Origin of the sequence: Nonomuraea sp. NPDC049129, from assembly GCF_040648495.1 — a bacterium.
GTDB lineage: Bacteria > Actinomycetota > Actinomycetes > Streptosporangiales > Streptosporangiaceae > Nonomuraea.
Genome location: NZ_JBEZDU010000009.1, coordinates 354,305 through 372,098, shown reverse-complemented (window position 1 = coordinate 372,098; position 17,794 = coordinate 354,305). Strand labels below are relative to the sequence as shown.

Annotated in this window: 18 protein-coding genes and 1 riboswitch; of the genes, 11 read left to right on the top strand and 7 right to left on the bottom strand. The window is 69.2% G+C overall.

Annotated elements, in window-relative coordinates; all coding sequences use genetic code 11:
• Nucleotides 1-30: 30 nt before the first annotated feature.
• A complete protein-coding gene (locus AB0B64_RS29435; RefSeq protein ID WP_357945298.1) occupies nt 31-1,491 on the top strand; it encodes an MFS transporter in 1,461 nt (486 codons plus the stop codon).
• A 75-nt stretch (nt 1,492-1,566) separates the two neighbouring features.
• Here the strand turns inward: AB0B64_RS29435 and AB0B64_RS29430 are convergent, their stop codons facing one another.
• Together AB0B64_RS29430 and AB0B64_RS29425 are read right to left on the bottom strand one after the other, a co-directional pair.
• Entirely contained in the window at nt 1,567-1,782 is a 216-nt protein-coding gene (locus AB0B64_RS29430; protein WP_358181138.1) for a hypothetical protein, read from the bottom strand.
• 233 nt (nt 1,783-2,015) lie between these two features.
• Nucleotides 2,016-3,464: an MFS transporter gene (locus tag AB0B64_RS29425; RefSeq protein ID WP_358181135.1), complete on the bottom strand. Its 1,449-nt coding sequence runs from the start codon at nt 3,462-3,464 to the stop codon at nt 2,016-2,018.
• A gap of 85 nt (nt 3,465-3,549) precedes the next feature.
• Here AB0B64_RS29425 and AB0B64_RS29420 point away from each other — a divergent pair, with 85 nt between their 5' ends.
• The 3 genes from AB0B64_RS29420 (at nt 3,550) to rpe (ending at nt 5,701) form a co-directional block, all read left to right on the top strand.
• Nucleotides 3,550-3,885 carry a helix-turn-helix domain-containing protein gene (locus AB0B64_RS29420; RefSeq protein WP_358181132.1) on the top strand — a complete coding sequence of 112 codons (336 nt, stop codon included), beginning with the start codon at nt 3,550-3,552 and terminating at the stop codon, nt 3,883-3,885.
• A gap of 50 nt (nt 3,886-3,935) precedes the next feature.
• Nucleotides 3,936-4,904, top strand: coding sequence for an aminoglycoside phosphotransferase family protein (locus tag AB0B64_RS29415; RefSeq protein WP_358181129.1), 969 nt, complete (start codon nt 3,936-3,938; stop codon nt 4,902-4,904).
• A 116-nt stretch (nt 4,905-5,020) separates the two neighbouring features.
• The gene (gene rpe / locus AB0B64_RS29410; protein WP_357945312.1) at nt 5,021-5,701 is read left to right on the top strand and encodes a ribulose-phosphate 3-epimerase; all 681 of its coding nucleotides are present in this window, start codon (nt 5,021-5,023) and stop codon (nt 5,699-5,701) included.
• Nucleotides 5,702-5,761: 60 nt separating this feature from the next.
• Here rpe and AB0B64_RS29405 read toward each other — a convergent pair whose 3' ends face one another.
• The 5 genes from AB0B64_RS29405 to AB0B64_RS29385 are packed head-to-tail and all read right to left on the bottom strand — an operon-like array spanning nt 5,762 to nt 11,632.
• Nucleotides 5,762-6,793, bottom strand: coding sequence for a dipeptide ABC transporter ATP-binding protein (locus AB0B64_RS29405; protein ID WP_357945315.1), 1,032 nt, complete (start codon nt 6,791-6,793; stop codon nt 5,762-5,764).
• Entirely contained in the window at nt 6,790-7,803 is a 1,014-nt protein-coding gene (locus AB0B64_RS29400; protein WP_357945318.1) for an ABC transporter ATP-binding protein, read from the bottom strand. The genes AB0B64_RS29405 and AB0B64_RS29400 overlap by 4 nt, the downstream gene beginning before the upstream one ends.
• Nucleotides 7,803-8,783, bottom strand: a complete 981-nt coding sequence (locus AB0B64_RS29395; RefSeq protein WP_357945321.1) for an ABC transporter permease — start codon at nt 8,781-8,783, stop codon at nt 7,803-7,805. The genes AB0B64_RS29400 and AB0B64_RS29395 overlap by 1 nt, the downstream gene beginning before the upstream one ends.
• 53 nt (nt 8,784-8,836) lie before the next feature.
• Complete coding sequence (locus AB0B64_RS29390; protein WP_357945324.1) at nt 8,837-10,621, bottom strand: ABC transporter substrate-binding protein; 1,785 nt, start codon at nt 10,619-10,621, stop codon at nt 8,837-8,839.
• A 9-nt stretch (nt 10,622-10,630) separates the two neighbouring features.
• Nucleotides 10,631-11,632, bottom strand: coding sequence for an ABC transporter permease (locus tag AB0B64_RS29385; RefSeq protein WP_357945326.1), 1,002 nt, complete (start codon nt 11,630-11,632; stop codon nt 10,631-10,633).
• Nucleotides 11,633-11,901: 269 nt separating this feature from the next.
• Here AB0B64_RS29385 and AB0B64_RS29380 point away from each other — a divergent pair, with 269 nt between their 5' ends.
• The 7 genes from AB0B64_RS29380 to AB0B64_RS29350 all read left to right on the top strand — a co-directional run bounded on the left by AB0B64_RS29380 (nt 11,902) and on the right by AB0B64_RS29350 (nt 17,739).
• The gene (locus tag AB0B64_RS29380; RefSeq protein ID WP_357945328.1) at nt 11,902-12,711 is read left to right on the top strand and encodes an oxygenase MpaB family protein; all 810 of its coding nucleotides are present in this window, start codon (nt 11,902-11,904) and stop codon (nt 12,709-12,711) included.
• A gap of 198 nt (nt 12,712-12,909) precedes the next feature.
• Nucleotides 12,910-13,040: riboswitch (FMN riboswitch) on the top strand.
• A 102-nt stretch (nt 13,041-13,142) separates the two neighbouring features.
• A complete protein-coding gene (gene ribD, locus AB0B64_RS29375; RefSeq protein ID WP_358181126.1) occupies nt 13,143-14,312 on the top strand; it encodes a bifunctional diaminohydroxyphosphoribosylaminopyrimidine deaminase/5-amino-6-(5-phosphoribosylamino)uracil reductase RibD in 1,170 nt (389 codons plus the stop codon).
• On the top strand, nt 14,312-14,902 hold the full coding sequence (locus tag AB0B64_RS29370) for a riboflavin synthase (RefSeq protein ID WP_357945333.1): 591 nt from the start codon (nt 14,312-14,314) through the stop codon (nt 14,900-14,902). Before ribD ends, AB0B64_RS29370 begins: the two co-directional genes overlap by 1 nt.
• Nucleotides 14,899-15,558 (top strand): nicotinamide riboside transporter PnuC, encoded by a 660-nt coding sequence (pnuC, locus tag AB0B64_RS29365; RefSeq protein ID WP_358181123.1) that lies wholly within the window; start codon nt 14,899-14,901, stop codon nt 15,556-15,558. Before AB0B64_RS29370 ends, pnuC begins: the two co-directional genes overlap by 4 nt.
• Nucleotides 15,555-16,781 (top strand): bifunctional 3,4-dihydroxy-2-butanone-4-phosphate synthase/GTP cyclohydrolase II, encoded by a 1,227-nt coding sequence (locus AB0B64_RS29360; RefSeq protein ID WP_357945337.1) that lies wholly within the window; start codon nt 15,555-15,557, stop codon nt 16,779-16,781. Before pnuC ends, AB0B64_RS29360 begins: the two co-directional genes overlap by 4 nt.
• On the top strand, nt 16,778-17,248 hold the full coding sequence (gene ribH, locus AB0B64_RS29355) for a 6,7-dimethyl-8-ribityllumazine synthase (RefSeq protein ID WP_357945340.1): 471 nt from the start codon (nt 16,778-16,780) through the stop codon (nt 17,246-17,248). Before AB0B64_RS29360 ends, ribH begins: the two co-directional genes overlap by 4 nt.
• Nucleotides 17,249-17,268: 20 nt before the next feature.
• Nucleotides 17,269-17,739, top strand: coding sequence for a PH domain-containing protein (locus tag AB0B64_RS29350; RefSeq protein WP_358181120.1), 471 nt, complete (start codon nt 17,269-17,271; stop codon nt 17,737-17,739).
• The last annotated feature ends 55 nt before the right edge of the window (nt 17,740-17,794 follow it).

Sequence of the window (17,794 nt, the reverse complement as noted above, 5' to 3'; positions counted from 1 at the left end):
CGTACGAGAGCATCAGGCGAGAGGAACAGCATGACGGAGCTCGACTCCACGCTCGATCCGGGCAAGCAGGCGCGGGACGAACCCATCGAGAACCAGATGACGTCCCGGCACAAGTTGATCCTGGTTCTCCTGCTCGGCGCCCAGTTCATGCTCGCGGTCGACTTCTCGGTACTCAACATCGCCGTGCCGACGATCGGCTCCGAGCTGGGCTTCGAGCTGAGCAACCTGCAATGGATCGTCACGGGGTTCATGCTGCCCGCCGCGGGCTGCACCCTGCTGTTCGGCCGCGTCGCCGACCTGTTCGGCCGGCGCAACCTCTTCCTGGCGGGAATGCTGCTCCTCGGCGTGGCATCGCTGGTCGGCGGCCTGGCGCAGTCGCCGGGCATGCTCCTGGCCGGGCGTATCGGGCAGGGGCTGGCCACCGCGATGGCGACACCCGCCGCGATGTCGCTGCTCACCACGTCCTTCCCGGAAGGCCCGCTCCGCCGGCGCGCCCTCGGGCTCAACGGCACCCTGCTGACCGGCGGCTTCGCGCTCGGGTCGGTGCTCGGCGGCGTGCTGACCGAGCTGCTGAGCTGGCGCTGGGCCTTCCTGATCAACCTGCCGGTCGTCGCGCTCATCGTGCTCATCGCCCCGCGCGTGCTGAGCGACACCGGCGAGCGGATTCGCCGCCGCCTCGACATTCCCGGCGCGGTCGCGGTCACCGGCGGCCTGGTGAGCCTGGTCTACGGCATCTCCGCGACCGAGCGGAACGGCTGGGGCGATCCCGTCGTCATCGGCTGCCTGATCCTCGCCGCGCTCCTGCTGGTCGCGTTCTGGTTCATCGAACTACGCAGCCCGCACCCGCTGGCACCGGTCAGTGTGCTCAAGAGGCCCACTGTCCGCTGGGGCAACTTCGCCGGGATCATCGTCATCAGCATGCCCAGCGCGGTCGTCTTCCAGATGACGCTCTATCTGCAGGACGTCCTCGACTACCAGCCGCTCGCCTCCGGCCTGGCGTTCGGCGGGTCCAGCATCGCGGCCATCGCGGGCGGGCTCCTCGCCCCCCGGGTGATCGGCGCCATCGGCGGCAAGCGGACCCTCGTCATCGCCCTGGCGGTCCAGGGGCTGGGCCTCCTGGGGCTGCTGACCGTGGGCGAAGGCGCCGCGGGCATCTACATCGTCCTCGCCGCCGTCGCGGTCGCGTTCTTCGGCCATGCCATGGGCCTGGTCTCCTACACGGTCATCGCCACCTCCGGCCTGCCTGACGAGGAGCAGGGCCTGGCCACCGGTTTGAGCACCATGAGCCAGCAGATCGCCCTGACCCTCGGCACTCCCGCGCTGGCCGCCGTCGCGCTCTACGGCGCCGGCACGGTCACCGGCGTCGAGGCGAACGTCGACGGCGTCCTGAACGGCATGCATCTGGCGGTGCTCGTAGGCGCCGTGACCAGCCTCGCGGTAGCGGCGCTGGTGGCCGCTCTCTTCCGCCCCGGTAACCCGGCCAAAAGCTGAGATCGTGCGATGCAGAAGTTCATGCCCGGATTCGCCGCGAACGCTACAGCTGACCCGCATCCCACCAGCCTGGGCTTAGCGCGGAGGCGTTTGCGGTAGAGCCATCAGGAGTTGGTCCAGTTTGGCGTCAACCTGACCGAAGCGCGCTTCGATCAGGTCTTTCAGGCGCCGCTCAAGCTGGTCCAACTGCTCCTTCACGGCCGGCGAAGCGTTGCCCGCCATGATTTTCTCGAAGACCGGCTCGATGTATCCGAGGATCTCCTGGCGGATCGTGTGCGGGAGTTGGTCCACCGCGTCCTTGATGTCTCCCCCAGGTCGAAGCCGAGCGTGAAAGCGGCCGCTTCGAGCCGTTGGACGCGGTCGGCAAGTTGCGCGCGGTGCTGGAGAGCGGTCATGCGGTGAGCGTAGCCCGCGACTCATCCTGTGCCGCAGGGCTTCGGGGAACTGCATGCTCAACTGATTGCCGCACGTCAGGCATACCGCCGCCATCCGGGCGTGGACACAGGCGCGATCGAGATGGCGGGTCAGGAGGGTGTCGTGGCCGTGGGTGAGTCGGTGGGTTGTGCCCGCGGCGCCGAGACTTCCGCGGGCTTGGACCTCGCCAGCCACAGGCCCGTGAACACGGCGCCGGCCAAGGTGACGGCGCCGGCCGCGATGAAGGCGCTGTTGAGGCCGGCCTCGAAGGAGGCGCCACCGGATTCCCGGGTACGGACGATGGCTCCGAGCACCGCCACGCCGAGTACCGCGCCGATCTGCCGGGTGGTGCTGCTGATGCCCGAAGCGAGGCCGCCCTCCTGCGGGCTGACCGCCTGGATGGCGGCGCCGGTCAGCGGGGACATGGTCAGAGCGAAACCGATGCCGACGATCGCCAGCCGCCACCACACGTTCCCGTAGCCGGTGTCCGCGTGTACGAGGCCCAGCGCCAGCAGTCCCAGCCCGGCCAGGGCCAGGCCGCTGGTGACCACGATCCGGAAGCCGTATCTGGCGGCGAGCCGGCCCGCGTACGGGCTGACGATCACCATGGCCAGGGAGGCGGGCAGGGTCTGCAGGCCGGCACGCAGAATCGAACTGCCCTGGACGTACACGAAGAACTGGGAGAAGAAGAAGGCCGAACCCATGAGCGCGAACCCCACCACGACCATCGCCGTGTTGGACACCGTGAACAGCCGCTGCTGGAACAGCCGCAGCGGCAGCATCGGCGTCGAACCACGTCCTTCGACGACGACGAAGACGGCGAGCAGCACCATCGCGGCGGCGAAGCTCCCCAGGATCACCGGCGAGGTCCAGCCACGCGAACCGCCCTCGATCAGCCCATAGGTCAGCGCCCCCACGCCCAGGACGGACAGGACCGTCCCCGGGATGTCGATCGCCGGCGCGCCGGGATTGCGGGACTCGCCCAGGATGCGCAGACCGGCCAGCAGCAGGACCGCGCCGATGGGCAGATTGACGAGGAATATGGCGGGCCAGCCGAAGGAGTCCACCAGAATGCCACCGGCCAGCGGACCGGCGGCCAGGCCGATTCCGCTGTATCCGGCCCACAGCCCGATCGCTTTGACGCGTTCCTGCGGAACGGGGTACGCGGCGGCGAGCAGGGCCAGCGAGGCGGGGCTCAGCGCCGCGGCCCCGATGCCCTGCACCACCCGGCCGGTGATCAGCCAGCCGATCGAGGGCGCGACGGCGCACAGCAAGGACGCGACGGTGAACACCGCGACGCCGGCCAAGAACACCCGCTTGCGGCCGAAGCGGTCGGCGAAGACGCCGCCGGACAGCAACAGCATGGCGACCAGCAGGACGTAGGCGTCGACGATCCATTGCAGACCGCTCAACTGGATGTGTAACCGGTGCTGCATGTCGGGCAGTGCCGCACCGACGATCGTGCTGTCGAGCAGCACCATGAACTGGCCCAGGCAGGTCACCGTGAGCAAGGCCGCTCGGCTCGATCCAGCCGTCGTCGCGTCTTCGTGTGCGGTCAACGCTGTTTCCTCTCGTGAGGTGGATGCTCCCGCACACCATAGTTCCATAATTCCGAACTATCGAACGATCGGGTATCGTCGAGGCATGCGACCGCTACCCCAGCCCGCGCGCGAGGCGCTGACGCTCGCGCCAGTGCTGCACGCGCTCAGCGATCCGGTACGCCTGGAGTTGGTACGGCGGGCCAGGGGCAATCCCGAGTCGACCTGTGCCGTTCTGGCCGACGGGTTGGATGTGCCGATATCGACGCTGTCCAACCACTGGCGGATCCTGCGCGAGGCCGGGCTGATCAGCATGACCGTCGACGGCCGACATCGGCGGATCCGGCTGCGCTCCGACGATCTACGCGACCGCTTCCCGGGCCTGCTCGACCTGATCCTGCGCCTCGCCGCGGCCGAGTCGCCCGACAGCGGCCCGCTGTGAGGCTGCTGCTCAACCGCTGATCCCTGGTGGCCAGAGCAGGAAGGAGCACGATGGCGCGCGAGTGGGGTGTGCTCCCGCGGGCTACGGGCGGCAGGAGGATCGCCTGGGCGGCCGTGCCCGAGGAGGTGGCGGCGGGGATCGAGCGGCTGCTCGGTGACAGGGTGGTCGGCGCGGTCAGTCAGCCGGGCGGGTTCTCCGAGGGCTTGGCCGCGCGTGTGCGTCTGGCGGGTGGCGGGGGCGCGTTCGTGAAGGCGGCGAGTACGTCGACGGCGCCCTCGGTGGCGGCCTTCCACCGTAGGGAGATCGCGATCTCGCGGCGGCTTCCCCGGACGGTGCCGGTGCCACGGTTGCTGGACGCCTATGACGACGGTGACTGGGTCGCGCTGATATTCGAGGAGATTCCGGGACGGCTGCCCGCCCAGCCGTGGCGGCGTGCGGAACTCGAGCGGGTTCTGGCGGCTGTCACCGATCTGGTGCGGGCCTTGACTCCGTCACCGGTGGGCGGGGCGTTCCTGGGTGGGCCGCGGCTGGGTGGCTGGGCGGCACTGGCGAAGGGCGCCGCCGGCGTCGAGAGCGCCGTCGTGCGGAGGATCGGTGCGCTTTCGCCGTGGGCGGCCGGCCATCTCGACGAACTCGCCGCGATGGAGGAGGGCGCCGCACCTGCTCTGGCTGGTCAGACGCTGCTGCATGGGGACCTGTATCCGTTCAACATCATGCTGACCGCGGAGCGCGTCTTCGTCGTCGACTGGCCGCACGCATGGGTCGGGGCCGGTCACTGCGACGTGGTGACGCTGCTGGCAAGCGTGTCGCTCAGCGGGATGGATCCGCAGTCGCTCGCCGAGGAGCATCCGCTGACCCGCGACCTCGATCCGGCTCAGATCGATGCGGTGCTGGCGATGCACTCCGGGTTTCTGCTCCGGATCGCCGCCTCGGCGGGAGCGGGGGCCGATCGCCACTTGGTGGACATGATGGTCGCGCTGGGGCTGGCCTCGCTGCGCTGGCTACGAGACCGTCAGTGAAACCCACCTGTGAAACCGTCCGTGAAGCGGCGAACGCCCCATGAAGGCGGCGCGGGAACCGGTGAAGGCCCCGCACCGCTGCGGGTGTGAGCGCCGTTCAATAGACTCTGACCATCATGGCCCTACAGATCTCGCCCAGCATCCTGTCCGCCGACTTCGCCAGGCTCGCCGACGAGGCCGCGGCCGTCACCAATGCCGACTGGCTGCACGTGGATGTCATGGACAACCACTTCGTGCCCAACCTGACCCTCGGGCTGCCCGTGGTCGAGGCGCTGCGCAAGGCGACCTCGATGCCGCTCGACTGCCACCTCATGATCGAGGACCCCGACCGCTGGGCCCCGCCCTACGCCGAGGCGGGCGCGGGCAGCGTCACGATCCACGTGGAGGCGGCGAAGTCGCCGGTGCGCACGCTGCGCGAGATCCGGTCGCTGGGCGCGCGGGCGGCCATCGCGTTCAACCCGGCCACGGCGATCGAACCCTACGAGGATCTGCTGGGTGAGGTCGACATGCTCCTGCTGATGACGGTCGAGCCGGGGTTCGGGGGGCAGAAGTTCCTCGACATGGTGCTGCCCAAGATCCGCCGGGCCCGCGCCCTGATCGAGCGGCACGGCGGGCAGATCTGGCTCCAGGTGGACGGGGGCGTGGACGCGGACACCATCGAGCGCTGCGTGGTGGCCGGCGCGGACGTCTTCGTGGCGGGCAGCGCCGTCTATGGTGCCTCGGACCCGGCGGCGGCGGTCGACGCCCTTCGATTCCAGGCCGAACAAGCTCAGGCCGTACCAGAAAAACGGTTGTGAAAGACGTCCGGCCCGCCGCGAGAAGCACGACGGGCCGGACGGTCGATCAGAGCGGCGTGATCACGCCAGCGCCGGGTCCAGCACCACGTCCTCGCCCTGTGTGGTGGGGGCCTCGGGGAAGTGGCAGGCGGTCAGGTGGCCCTCGTGGTTGCCCGACAGTCGCGTCAGCGGCGGCTCCTCCACCGCGCACTTCTCCTGCGCCTTCCAGCACCGCGTACGGAAGCGGCACCCCGACGGCGGATTGAGCGGCGACGGGACGTCCCCCGCCAACCGGATCCGCTGCCGCGCCGGCCCCTCCACGTCCGCGTCCGGCACCGCCGACAAGAGCGCGTGCGTGTACGGATGGCGCGGCCGCTCATAGAGCGACTCCCGGTCCGCGATCTCGACGATCTTCCCCAGGTACATCACCGCGACCCGCTGCGAGAAGTGCCGGACCACCGCCAGGTCGTGCGCGATGAACAGGAACGCGATCCCCATGTCCCGCTGCAACTGCTGCAGCAGGTTGATCACCTGGGCCTGGATCGACACGTCCAGCGCGGACACCGGCTCGTCGGCCACGATCAGCCGGGGCTCCAGGGCCAGGGCCCTGGCGACGCCGATGCGCTGCCGCTGGCCGCCGGAGAACTCGTGCGGGAAGCGGTTGTAGTGCTCGGGGTTCAGGCCGACGATCTCCAGCAGCTCCCTGGCGCGGGCCTCCCGGCCGCCGGGCGGGTTGATGTCGTTGATGTCCATCGGGCCACGGATGATCGAGCCGACCGTGTGCCGTGGGTTCAGCGAGGAGTACGGGTCCTGGAAGACCATCTGGATCTCGGGCCTGATCGGCTTGAGCTCGCGGCGGCCCGCGTGGGTGATGTCGCGGCCGTCATAGGTGATGCGGCCGCCGGTCGGCTCCAGCAGCCGGGCCGCCAGCCGTCCGGTCGTCGACTTGCCGCAGCCCGACTCGCCGACCAGGCCGAGCGTCTCGCCCGCGTGCACGGTCAGGTCGATGCCGTCCACCGCGTGCACCACGCCGACCTGGTGCTTGACCAGGAAGCCGCCTCTGACGGGGAAGTGCTTCACCACCCCGGACAGCTCCAGCAGCTTCTCCGTCACTTCGTCTCCTCAACTGGTCGCCTGAGCTGCTCCGCCTTCTGTTTGAGCGTCAGGAAGCAGGCGTCGCCGTGGCCGTGTTCGGGCGACAGCTCGGGCCGGTCACCGGCGCACACCTCCTTGCCCAGCAGCTTCATGTAGTCGCAGCGCGGGTGGAACGCGCAGCCGGACGGCAGGTTGATCAGGCTGGGCGGGGTGCCGCGCACCGGCTCCAGCGGCAGGTCCACCGGGCGGCGCAGGCTGGGCATCGAGCCCAGCAGCCCCCAGGTGTACGGATGGCGCGGCTCGCGCAGCACCTCGTGCATCGTGCCCCGCTCCACGGCCCGCCCCGCGTACATGACCAGCACGTTGTGCGCGGTGTTGGCCACCACGCCCAGGTCGTGGGTGATCAGCACGATCGCCGTGCCCGACTGCTCCTGCAGCTCGCTCAGCAGGTCGAGGATCTGCGCCTGTACGGTGACGTCGAGCGCGGTCGTCGGCTCGTCGGCGATCAGCAGACCGGGGTCGCAGACCAGCGCCATGGCGATCATCGCGCGCTGGCGCATGCCCCCGGAGAACTGGTGCGGGTAGTCGTCGACGCGGACCTTCGGCTGCGGGATGCCGACCCGGTCCAGCATCTCGATCGCCCGGTCCCGCGCGGACGACCGCGAGACGCCCTTGTGCTTGCGGTACACCTCGGCGATCTGCGCGCCGATCGTGTGGAACGGCGACAGCGACGTCAGCGGGTCCTGGAAGATCATCGCGATCCGGTCGCCGCGCAGCTTCTCCATCGTGGACCTGGACGCGCCGATCAGCTCCTGGCCGTCGAAGGTGATGCTGCCGGAGATCTTCGCCGTCTCCGGGTTGTGCAGGCCGAGCACGGCCAGGTTCGTCACCGACTTGCCCGAGCCCGACTCTCCCACGATGCCGAGCGTGGTCCCCTGCTCCACCTGGAAGGAGAGCCGGTCCACCGCGTGGACCACGCCGTCCTCGGTGTGGAAGTCGACGGTGAGCTCGTTGACCTCAAGGAACATCAGCTCAGCCTCACGCGGGGATCGATGACGGCGTACAGGGCGTCGACGACGATGTTCATCACCACGATCGCGCCCGCTGCCACCAGGACGGTGGCCATCAGTGTGGGCAGGTCGGAGTTGTCGACCGCGCGGACCGACAGGCGGCCGATCCCCTGCAGCCCGAACGTGGTCTCGGTGATGATCGCGCCGCCGATGAGCATGCCCAGGTCCACGCCGAAGATGGTGATGATCGGGGTCAGCGTGCCGCGCAGGGCGAAGCGCAGCACCACGCTCCTGCCGGACATGCCCTTGGCCCTGGCGGTTCGTACGTAGTCCTCGGCCAGGTTCTCCACCATCGTGGAGCGGGTCATCCTGGTGTAGTTGGCGGTGAAGATGATCGCCAGCACGATCCAGGGCAGCAGCAGCCCGCCGAACCAGCCGAGCGGATCCTCGGTGATCGGGATGTACTTGGGCTGCGGGAAGATGTGCGCCTGGTAGACGAAGAAGTACATGGCCAGCGTGCCGACGAAGTAGATCTGCATCGAGGCGCCGACCAGCGACGAGATGCTGGCGATCTTGTCGAGCGGCTTGCCCTGGCGCAGCGCGGCGAGGATGCCGGTCGCCACGCCGAACGTCAGGAAGATCACCGAGGCGCCGATCGTCAGCGCGATGGTGACGGGCAGCCGGTCGATGATGGTCTCGAAGACCGGGGCGCGGTTGACGAAGGAGTAGCCGAGACAGGGCGCGGGGCAGTTGCCGAGGCCCTCGAAGTTCCGGCCGAAGAAGATCCCCCCGAGCCACGACACGAACTGCACCACGACCGGCTGGTCGAGGCCCAGGTTGTGCCTGGCCTGCGCCAGCGTCTCCGGCGGGCAGACCTTGCCGCACGCCAGCCGAGCCGGGTCGGCGGGGATCACGAAGAACAGGAAGAAGGTCACCCCCGAGATGATCACGAGGATGACCGCGGCGCCGATGACGCGGCGGGTCAGGAATCGAAGCACGAGATCTCCAAAAGGGTGCTCCGGGCGCCGCGACGGCGCCCGGAGCGGCGGTGCTACTGCTTCACGAAGATGGTGTTCGGCGAGACGATCCACTGCTGCGGATCGATCTCGGCGCCGCCCACCTTGGAGCCGTGCAGGAAGGTGCCGATCCGGTTCTCGGCCACGACCAGCGGGGTGATGGTCTCCTGGATCTGCTTGTCGAGGTTCATCCAGGCCTCGTTGGCCGCGTTGATGTCCGGGTTCTCCGAGATCTTCTTCATCTCGGCCTTGACCGTCGGGTCGTTGAGGTGGCTCATGTTCTGGCCGCCGTCGGAGACCGGGCCGAAGATGATCGGCATCACGGTGGAGCCGGACGGCCAGTCGGCGCCCCAGCCGCCCCAGTACAGGTCGAACTCGTTCTTCGTCTGGCTGATCGAGTCGTAGTACGTCTTACGGTCCAGCGACTTGGCCACGACCTTGATCCCGGCCTTCTCCAGGGCGTTCTTGATCACCAGGGTGACCGGCTCCTGGGTGGGCAGGTTGTTGTAGGCGTAGACGATGGTCGGGTGCGGGTTGCTCGACTCGGCCAGCAGCTGCTTGGCCTTCTCGATGTCGCCCTCGGGCTTGGCCAGCTTCCCGAACAGGTCGTACGGCTTGTAGCCGACCGTGGTGTTCTCGTTGAGGATCGTCGTCGGCAGCGCCACGGCCTGCGGGCCGCCCAGGGCCTGCTGGATCTGCTTGGCCGGCCAGGCGTAGTTGATCGCCTGACGGATCTTCTGGTCCTTCACCCGGTCGAGGTTGAAGTAGTAGTAGTTGCCGTACGGCGACGGGCTGATCATGCGGCGGTCGGCCAGGCTGGCGTCGCCCAGCACCTGCTGCAGCCGCTCCGCCGGGGTGTTGGAGTAGAACGTGAACGCCGTCTGGTCGGGTCCTGAGTCGGCCACGAACCGGTCGGTCACCTGAGTGGCCTCCTGGCCGAACTCCATCTTCCACACGTCCGGGTACGCGCCGCGGATCGGGTCGGTGGCGGCGTCCCAGTTGGGGTTGCGGGCCAGCTCGAGGGACTTGTCGACGACGTGCGACTTGATGATGTACGGACCGGAGGAGACGGGCTCCTTGTCGTACTTCTCCTTGGTGTCCTTGGCCTTGGGCACGATGTTGTAGCCCGCCATGGCGAAGGCGTAGTTGGCGTCGGCGTGCGGCGACTTGAACTTGAAGACGACCGTCTTGTCGTCAGGGGTCTCGATGTTGTCGAGTTCCTTGCCGCCGTACGGGCCGGGGTAGGCCTTCTTGTAGTCCTCGGAGGTGAGCCACGTCTGAATGTAGTTCGGCCCGAACGTGACGAAGGGGGCGAACATCCGCTCGACGGACCACTTCACGTCGGCTGAGGTGATCGGGCTGCCGTCTTGCCACTTCACCCCGTCCTTCAGGGTGAACGTCCAGGTCTTGCCGCCGTCGGACGGCGTGCCCGCGTCAACGGCCAGGTCGCCGACCAGCTTGTACTCGCCCTTGGCGATCCGCTTGTAACCGGTCAGGCCGCGGCTGATGAGCAGGCCGAAGTTCGCGTCGGTGTTCACGTAGATCTGGGCCGGGTCGAAGTGGGCGAAGTCGTCCCGGTCGATCATGGTGACGGTGCCGCCCTTGACGACGCCCTCCGGCGGGATGGCGGGGCCTTTGGAGTCCTCCGCGGTGCCCAGGGTGATCGTCGGGGGCTTGTAGGCCGCCGCCGGCGCAGACGAGGCGCCCGCGCTCGCGGGGGCGCTCGACGGAGCGCCCGCGTTGCCCGGCGCGCAGGCGCCGACCAACGCCAGCGAGGCCGCCGCGACAACCGCGAGAGCCGACCGTTTGCGGTGATTCATTTCTCTCCTCTAGCGCTTGATCTTGGGGTCGAAGGCGTCGCGGACCGAGTCACCGAGCAGGTTGAAGGCGATGACGAAGATCAGCAGTGCGACGCCGGGGAAGATGAGATAGGTGATGTCGTTCTGGTAGACCTGCGTGGCCCGCAGGAACATCCGGCCCCAGTCGGGGACCTGCTCGCCCATCCCGACCCCCAGGAAGGACAGCGCCGCCTCGGCCGTGACCAGGGCGGGCAGCAGCAGCGTCGACTGGATGAGGATCGGGGTCCAGAGGTTGGGCAGCAGCTCCTTGAACACGATCCTGGCGGGGGAGGCGCCGGTGACCTTGGCGGCCTCCACGAACTCGCGCTCGCGCATCGACAGCACCTGGCCGCGCAGCAGCCTGGCCAGCCCGGCCCAGCCGAAGACGGTGAGCAGGATGGTCAGCGTGACCGCCCGCAGCCACACCGGGGTCTCCTCGTTGGAGGGCACCAGCAGCTGGTCCACCACCGGCGTGAACGCGATGATGAACAGCACCTGCGGGAACGACAGCATCAGGTCGATGATCCGGCCGATGAAGAAGTCGGTCTTGCCGCCGGCGTACCCGGCGATGATGCCGACCACGATGCCGATCAGGGTGGTGAGGATGGTCGCCACCACCGCGATCAGCAGCGAGGTCCTGATCCCGTAGATGAGCTGCGTGAACACGTCACGGCCCAGGTTGGGCTCGATGCCGAACCAGAACTCCGAGCTGATCCCGCCGTTGGGCGCCATCGCGTAGCCGAAGTCGTTGAGCAGTCCGGGCCGGTCCTGGCCGTACAGGGTGTACGGGTCCTTGCCGTACACCAAGGAGATGACCGGCGCGAGGATGGCGACCAGGAAGAAGAAGATCACGATCGCGGCGGAGATGACCCCGGTGCGGTCCCGCCGGAAGCGCAGCCACATGAGCTGGCCGGGCGATCGGCCCACCGCATCCGGTGCTTCGGTCACGGACGTCGCGTCGATCTCTGGTGCGGTGGACGTCGGTGTGGTCATCTAACAGGACTCCCAAGGAACATGCCAGAACGGGAAGTTTCAGGCCATATGGCAGATTTGCAGGCCTGATCAGCTGGAGGCAATGCTTCGCCAGGGTTTGATTGTTTTGTTGTGAAATATCGATGCGGTCGTGCCTTCTATGCCGTTGACCTGGTCATGTATGCGATGTCATGATCTGCTGAGGTGATGTTTTCTTAATCACGGAATCAATGCATAAACAAGATGATGCTGTGACATGAAGCAGGCGTTACCTGGGTAACTGTCCGCTTATGGAGGACCATGGGCTCTTCGGGCCCGATTCGGTGACCTGGCGGGTGATGGGCGAGCCGATCCTGCTGGTCGGCGGATTGCGGGCGCTGCTGATGCAGGGGCTGCACCCCAAGGCGATGCGCGGCGTGCTGCAGAACTCCTCTCTGATGGACCCGAACGAGGCGTGGTCGCGTTTCACGCGGACGACGGAATTCGTCCGGGTCCGTACGTACGGGACGCACGAGGAGGTCGAGCGGGCCGGCCGCCGGGTCCGCAGGATCCACGCCAAGCTGACCGCGTGGGATCCGGACACGGGCGAGCGCTTCCACCTCGACGATCCGAATGCGCTGCGCTGGGTGCACGTGGGGGAGGTCGACTCCTACCTGTCAGTGGCGCGCCGGGGCGGCGTCAAGCTGACGGACGCCGAGGCGGACACCTTCGTGGCCGAATGGCGACGGGCCGCCGAGGTCGTCGGCCTCGACCCGGCCTCCGTCCCCGGCACCGTGGGCGAGTTGCGGGACTACATCGAGGGGGAACGTCCCGGTCTGCGATTCGTCCCCGAGGCGGCGCACCCGCTCCGCCTGTCGCTCACCGCGCCGCTCCCGCTGCTGCTCACCCCGCTCAAGCCGGTCCTGCCGGGGGTGACGCTGCTGGCGTTCGCGACGCTCCCGCGCTGGGCCAGGCGGCTGTACGGCCTGCCCGCCACCCCGGTCGGTGACCTGTGGGCGACGACCACGCTGAAGGCGCTGCACACCGGGCTGGGGCTGATCCCGGCGCAGGTCCGTTACAGCCCGGCCGCCCGTCTCGCCCGCCGTCTCATGGCCGCCTGACCTGCGGCTGTCTTGGCACCTGGTCTCCCGCCGTTCCACCGTCTGACCTTCGGCTGTCCCACTGCCTGACCTTCTGCCCTTCCATCACCCACTGTCAGTCGTCCCGCCGCGCGTTGACCAAGCGAGCGCTTGTTTGGCATAGTAGGGGGCGGTCGCATCCGCTTTTGTCGGCATGGCAGACTGGTGTGAGAAGAGAGCTAGCGTGCTCCGGGGTCGGTGAAATTCCGAACCGGCGGTTACAGTCCGCGACCCGGCCGATGCCATCGGCCGGTTGACTCGGTGAAATTCCGGGACCGACGGTTAAAGTCCGGATGGGAGGAAGCGCGCGGGTGTCCGGCCTTGAGCCGGGCGCCACTGCGGTGCGTACGCGCACCGCCATACCCCCCGGGGCCCGCCGTGGCTTGGAGCTACTGGCGAGTAGGAGGCCCGGGGTGGAGACACCCGCTGAAGACACCGCGCACATGGCGCGGGCCGTCGAGCTGGCCGCGTGCGGGCGGGGCGCCACCAGCCCGAACCCCGTCGTCGGCTGCGTCGTCCTCGACGCCTCGGGGAACGTCGCCGGCGAGGGCTTCCACGCCTACGCCGGTGGCCCGCACGCCGAGGTGGTCGCGCTGCGCGCGGCGGGGGAGCGGGCCCGCGGCGGCACCGCGTACGTGACGCTCGAACCCTGCGACCACACCGGCCGGACCGGGCCGTGCAGCCTGGCGCTGCTCGACGCGGGCGTCGCGCGGGTGGTGGTGGCGGTCGCCGATCCCACGCCCAAGGCCGCCGGAGGCGCCGCGCGGCTGCGCGCGCACGGGGTCGTCGTGGAGTCCGGGCTGCTCGCCGAGGAGGCTGAGCGGGTCAACGCCGAGTGGCTCACGTACGCCCGGCTCGGCAGGCCGTACGTGACCTGGAAGTTCGCCGCCACCCTCGACGGCCGGTCGGCCGCCCCCGACGGCACCAGCCAGTGGATCACTTCCCCCGAGGCCCGAGCCGACGTCCACCGGCTGCGCGCCGAGTCCGATGCGATCATCGCCGGCATCGGCACGGTCCTCGCCGACGACCCCCACCTCACCGCCCGCCCGAGCCGCCCGGCCGACGCGAGCGATCCGACCAGCCCGGCCGACGCGAGCGGTCCGACGAGCCCGGACGGCGAAGCCCGGCCCGCCGTACGCGTGCCGCTGCGCGTCGTGGTCGACTCCGAGGCGTGTACCCCGTCCGGCGCCAGGGTGCTGGACGGCGCGGCGCCCACGCTCGTCGCGGTCGCCGACGACGTCGAGACCCGCCTCAAGGCCGACCTGATCCGGCTGCCGCGCCAGGACGGCGGCCTCGACCTGCACGCCCTCCTCCGCGAGCTGGCCGCGCGCGAGGTCGTCAGCGTGTTCCTGGAAGGCGGCCCGACGCTCGCGGGCGCGTTCCTGCGCCAGGGCCTGATCGACCGCGTCATCGCCTACCTCGCCCCGGCCCTCCTGGGCGCCGGACCGGCCGCGCTCGGCGAGGCGGGCGTGGCGACCATCGCCGCCACCCACCGGCTGGCCTTCGACGACGTTTCCCCCATTGGACCGGACCTGCGGCTGACCGCGCGGCCGGTGCTGGCACCACCACGCAAGGAGAGTTGATGTTCACCGGAATCATCGAGGAAAAGGGTGACGTCGTGGCCGTCGAGGCGGTGGGCGACTCGGCGCGGCTGTCCGTCCGCGGCCCGATCGTCACCTCCGACGCGCGCCACGGTGACTCGATCGCCGTCAACGGCGTCTGCCTGACGGTCGTGGACGTCCAGGACGACGTGTTCACCGTGGACGTGATCAAGGAGTCGCTCGACCGCAGTTCGCTCGGCGCCCTGGACGTGGGGTCCGCGGTGAACCTGGAGCGGGCCGTACGGGCCGACCAGCGTCTCGGCGGCCACATCGTGCAGGGCCATGTCGACGGCACGGCCGTTCTGCGATCCCGGGAACCCGGGGCGAACTGGGACAACCTCCGCTTCTCCCTCCCCGAATCCCTCGCCCGTTACGTGGCGGAGAAGGGTTCGATCGCCATCGACGGAATCAGCTTGACGGTCACCACGGTTGACGACGACGGCTTCGGCGTGAGTCTCATCCCCACCACGTTGAAGCTGACCACGATGGGCGAGCGCGAAGTGGGCGACATGGTGAACATCGAGGTCGACGTGATCGCGAAGTACGTGGAAAGGCTGGTGGGCAAGCAGTGAACTGGGCCAACGCCGGATTCGAGGTATTCGGTACGCATGTCCTCTGGACGGACCTGGTCGGCAACATCGCCGCGCTGAGCACCGTCCTGCTGGCGATACGCAAGTCGGTGTGGACGTGGCCGGTGCAGCTCACCGGCTCGGTGCTGCTGTTCATCGCCTCGATCAACGCGGGCATCACCGGCAACGCGCTCAAGCAGGCGATGTTCGGGGCGCTGGCCGTCTACGGCTGGTGGGCGTGGCGGCGCGGCACGGAAGGCGGCAAGCAGCTGACCGTACGCCCGGCCACGGCGCGCGAGCGGACCGCCTACATCGGCGTGATGGCGCTGGGCACCGTCCTCGTCGGCGTGTTGTTCTTCTTCGCCCACCTGTCGTGGGGGGCCAGCGTGCCGCTGCCGAAGGGCGCGTTCCTGGTGGCCGCCGACGCCTACATCTTCGTCGGCAGCGCGGTCGCCACCTGGGCGCAGGGCCGGGCGCTGGTCGACTTCTGGATCATCTGGGTGGCCGTCGACCTGGTCGGCGTGCCGCTGGCGTTCAGCTCGGGCCTGGTCGTCTCCGGCGCCGTCTACGGGGTGTTCTTCGTGCTCGTGCTGTACGGCTTCGTGAAATGGCTCAGGGAGTACCAGAGCGCTCCCGCGGAACTGGCGGTGGCATCATGACCGAGACCATCCTCGACCCGGTCGAACGGGCGATCGACGACATCCGTAACGGCAAGCCCGTCCTGGTCGTCGACGACGAGAACCGGGAGAACGAGGGCGACATCATCTTCGCCGCCTCCAAGGCCACTCCCGAGCTGCTCACGTTCACCATCCGGCACACCAGCGGCGTCATCTGCGTGCCCATGGAGGGCAAGGAGCTGGACCGGCTGGGCCTGCCCCTCATGGTGTTCCAGAACCGGGAGCGGCTGCGCACCGCGTACACGATCAGCGTCGACGCCCGCGACGGCGTGACCACCGGCATCTCCGCCGCCGACCGCGCCAGGACGATCCGTACACTCGCCGACTCCGCCACCGAGCCCTACGAGCTGGTCCGGCCGGGCCACATCTTCCCGCTGCGCTACCACGAGGGCGGCGTGCTGAGCCGGCGCGGCCACACCGAGGCGGCCGTCGACCTGGCCAGGCTCGCCGGGCTCAGCCCCGCGGGCGTCCTGGCCGAGATCGTCAACGACGACGGCACCATGGCCCGGCTGCCCGAGCTGCGGACCTTCGCCGACGAGCACGATCTGGCGCTCATCTCCATCGAGCAGCTGGTCGACTACCGGCGCAGGACCGAGAGCATGGTCACCAGGGTCGCCGAGACGAACGTGCCCAACGCGTACGGGATGTGGCGGGCCTACGGCTACGCCAGCGCGCTCGACGGCGGCGAGCACATCGCGCTCGTCTACGGCGACCTGTCCGGCGACTCGGCCGGCGAGAACATCCTGGTCCGCGCCCACTCCGAATGCCTGACCGGCGACGTGTTCGGCTCGCTGCGCTGCGACTGCGGCGTGCAGCTCGACCACGCCATGTCCGCCATCGCGCAGGAGGGCCGCGGCGTCGTGGTCTACCTGCGCGGTCACGAGGGCCGGGGCATCGGCCTGCTGGCCAAGCTCAGGGCGTACAGCCTCCAGGACGCCGGCAGCGACACCGTCGACGCGAACATCGAGCTGGGCCTGCCGGTCGACGCCCGCGAGTTCTCCAACGCCGCGCAGATCCTGGCCGACCTCGGCGTCAAGTCCGTACGCCTGCTCACCAACAACCCGGCCAAGCTCAAGGGCATGGACGGCTACGGCATCAAGGTGCTCGGCCGCGAGCCCATGCCGGTGGCGATGAACCCCTACAACGAGCGCTACCTCAAGGCCAAGCGCGACCGCCTCGGCCACGACATCTCGGAGGCTTCATGAGCGGGGAAGGACGTCCAGCGGCAGCCGCGGCACCGGACGCCGCGGGACTGACGGTCGGCGTGGTCGCCGCCGGCTGGCACGCCAAGATCACCGACCAGCTCCTCGCCCGCGCCCTCCAGGCGTGCGAGGACAGCGGCGCCACGGCCACCGTCGTACGGGTGCCCGGCTCGCTGGAGATCCCGGTCATCGCCCAGGCGCTGGCCCGCCGCTGCGACGCGGTGGTGGCGCTGGGCGCGGTCATCAAGGGCGAGACCGCGCATTTCGCGTACGTCTGCGACTCGGTGACCGCCGGCCTGACCCGGATCTCACTCGACGAGGAGACCCCGGTCGGCAACGGCGTGCTCACCTGCGAGACGCTCGACCAGGCACTCGACCGCTCGGGCCTGCCGGGCAGCAAGGAGGACAAGGGCTATGAGTCGGCCATCGCCGCGCTGGAGACCGCCCTCCTCCTGAAGACCCTCCACTGACCTGCGATAGGTTTCCGTTCGTGTCCGAGCCGATGACTCCCCCGCCGCTGCCCATCACCTGGCGTCCCCGCCGGGGGAGAATCGTCGCGTACGGCTCCGCGACGGTGATCGTCCTCGGCTCGGTGGTGATGGCCGTCCTCATCGCCGAGCCGTTCCAGCTGGTGGACCGGATCGGGCTCGTGCTGTTCGGCTGCCTGGTGGCCTTCGTCCTGCACCTGCTGGGCCGGGTGCGGGTCGAGGCCGACGAGACGGGCCTGACGATCGTCAACGCCATCCGTACCCACCGCTACAGCTGGCCGGAGGTCCTGGACGTGACCCTGCTGGTCGGCGAGCCCTGGCCCAAGCTGGACTTCTCCGACGGCCGCACCATCGGCGCGATGGGCATCCAGGGCTCGGAGAAGGCCCGCGCCCACCGCGCCACGGCCGAGCTGGCCGCCCTGATCCACGAGCGCGGAGAGGCGAAGGGCGGAGAGGACGCGGAGGAGCGCTGAGCGCGGGATTCTCGCGTGGACCAAGTGGCGCGTAGCCTGAAGGCGTGCTGCGGCG

Excerpts from the sequence above, each read along its gene's own strand:
- AB0B64_RS29435 (WP_357945298.1), top strand. The coding sequence starts at position 31 with ATGACGGAGCTCGACTCCACGCTCGATCCGGGCAAGCAGGCGCGGGAC.
- AB0B64_RS29420 (WP_358181132.1), top strand. The coding sequence starts at position 3,550 with ATGCGACCGCTACCCCAGCCCGCGCGCGAGGCGCTGACGCTCGCGCCA.
- AB0B64_RS29415 (WP_358181129.1), top strand. The coding sequence starts at position 3,936 with ATGGCGCGCGAGTGGGGTGTGCTCCCGCGGGCTACGGGCGGCAGGAGG.
- rpe (WP_357945312.1), top strand. The coding sequence starts at position 5,021 with ATGGCCCTACAGATCTCGCCCAGCATCCTGTCCGCCGACTTCGCCAGG.
- AB0B64_RS29400 (WP_357945318.1), bottom strand. The coding sequence starts at position 7,803 with ATGTTCCTTGAGGTCAACGAGCTCACCGTCGACTTCCACACCGAGGAC.
- AB0B64_RS29390 (WP_357945324.1), bottom strand. The coding sequence starts at position 10,621 with ATGAATCACCGCAAACGGTCGGCTCTCGCGGTTGTCGCGGCGGCCTCG.
- AB0B64_RS29385 (WP_357945326.1), bottom strand. The coding sequence starts at position 11,632 with ATGACCACACCGACGTCCACCGCACCAGAGATCGACGCGACGTCCGTG.
- AB0B64_RS29380 (WP_357945328.1), top strand. The coding sequence starts at position 11,902 with ATGGAGGACCATGGGCTCTTCGGGCCCGATTCGGTGACCTGGCGGGTG.
- AB0B64_RS29370 (WP_357945333.1), top strand. The coding sequence starts at position 14,312 with ATGTTCACCGGAATCATCGAGGAAAAGGGTGACGTCGTGGCCGTCGAG.
- AB0B64_RS29360 (WP_357945337.1), top strand. The coding sequence starts at position 15,555 with ATGACCGAGACCATCCTCGACCCGGTCGAACGGGCGATCGACGACATC.
- ribH (WP_357945340.1), top strand. The coding sequence starts at position 16,778 with ATGAGCGGGGAAGGACGTCCAGCGGCAGCCGCGGCACCGGACGCCGCG.